This window comes from Ruminococcus sp. 210702-SL.1.03 (genome assembly GCF_020559915.1).
Taxonomy (GTDB): Bacteria; Bacillota; Clostridia; order Oscillospirales; family Ruminococcaceae; genus YE71.
Genome location: NZ_JAJCLZ010000082.1, coordinates 1 through 1,534, shown reverse-complemented (window position 1 = coordinate 1,534; position 1,534 = coordinate 1). Strand labels below are relative to the sequence as shown.

2 protein-coding genes are annotated in these 1,534 nt (G+C 53.8%); both read right to left on the bottom strand.

The annotated features are described in order from the left end of the window. Positions 1–49 precede the first annotated feature (49 nt). Positions 50–919 (bottom strand): zinc-ribbon domain-containing protein, encoded by an 870-nt coding sequence (locus LI114_RS13425; protein WP_227221088.1) that lies wholly within the window; start codon positions 917–919, stop codon positions 50–52. Positions 920–1,046: 127 nt separating this feature from the next. Then, the coding region (locus LI114_RS13420) for a fibronectin type III domain-containing protein (protein WP_227221087.1) at positions 1,047–1,534 on the bottom strand (488 nt) is incomplete at its 5' end.

The window sequence follows — 1,534 nt, the reverse complement described above, 5'->3', positions numbered from 1 at the left end:
CAAGATGTGCACAAAGCCGCTAGGCGGTAGTTGTGCGGTGTTGCCTTAATTATTCAATGGTCGGGTTGAACCAGTCGCCGTCGTAAGTTTCTATCCAGCCGTATTGTTCGCCGTATTTTACATACGTCCACTTTACGCTGAGGTAGTTGTAGCCTACTTTTTCCAGCTCAGTGCCCTGCGGCAGCTCAGCTATCACGTCGTAGGTCGTGTCGGGGCCGGTGTAGAGCTTCACTCCGCCGTATCTGATAACGCTAATATCGGTGGAGGAAGAGTAGTATTCGTCAGGCTTTACCACCGTTACCGTCGGTGCGGTGGACGAAAGGTAGGTCTTGCACACCCAGCCGCTCACGCCGTCTGACGTCACATAGCACCACGTTTCCTCAGACTTAGCGTCCTCCTGCTCGGCGGTGACGTTCAGCGCCGTGCCCGAAGCCAGCGGATCGCCTTCGCACTTCGAGTAATCATACCCCGGGCCTATGCGCATGACAAGGCTGTCGGTAGTGACGTACATAGTGCCGTAATCTTCCTCAAATTTCGGCGCTACCTCCTGCTTGTATGGGTCGGCGGTGGTGGTAGTCGTGGTAGTTTCAGTCCGCTTTGTGGTAACAGCCGCGCTCTGCTCCTGCTCCTGTGCGGGGGCTGATGAAGCGGGCGGGGCGTCGTCGCGGCGGGTGCGGTCTTTGAGCATAAGCGTTGCCCAGACCACCGAGCCTGCTATCAGGCAAAGCCCCATGGCTATACATATCAGCTTGTAGATGCCTGCGTTGACGCGCACCTCGCGGCGCTCTTCGGGGGTAGGCGCGGCGGGCTTTACGCGCACGCTTTTTACCTCGGGCTGCTCGGGCGAGAGGGCTTTTCCGCAGGCGGGGCAGGTCTTTGCGCCCTCTTCTATCTCATTTTTACATTCAGGGCATATCATAAAATCTTTCCCCTCCCTTTTGTTCGTTTCGTTTTGATATTTTTCTAAATTATATCACAAGCCGCCGCATTTGTCAAGAAAAAAGCGCCCCCCGCCAGCTTATTTTGCAGACAGGAAGCGCAAGATATTATTTTCCGAGGTATACCCAAACTATGCCTTCTACGCTTTCGCCCTCATATGTTCCGGGTTTTTGCGGAGTAAGGTACGGCTTAGCAAATTTAAAAGCTTCCTCAGAGGAGGTAGTGGTGGTTTCCCACTTGCCGTTTTTCCACACTGATATGCCGTTGCAGACTACCCAGCCGGTCTGTCCGCCCTTGTATTCGGTGGAAACAGTGCCGTACTCGGGCTGAACGCTGTTATCTTTCACGGTAGTTTTTGCCTTGACTACCGCCGCGCCGGTTATAACGCGGTTGTTGTCCGCACGTCTGCCATACGCTCTAAGTTTGAAAGTGTACTTAGTACCGCTCTTCAAATTCTTTATCTTGTATGTGCCGACAGAAGCGCCCTTTACCGTAGCAACTTTGGTGTAAGCGCCGCCGTTTTCGCTCATGTAAAGCTGGTAGCCGTCGCACTTTACGCCCTGCCAGTTCACCCTAATAGAATCTTTCGTCGCGG

What these genes read in the sequence shown, in the direction of transcription:
- LI114_RS13425 (WP_227221088.1), bottom strand. Translation starts at nt 919, where the DNA reads ATGATATGCCCTGAATGTAAAAATGAGATAGAAGAGGGCGCAAAGACC.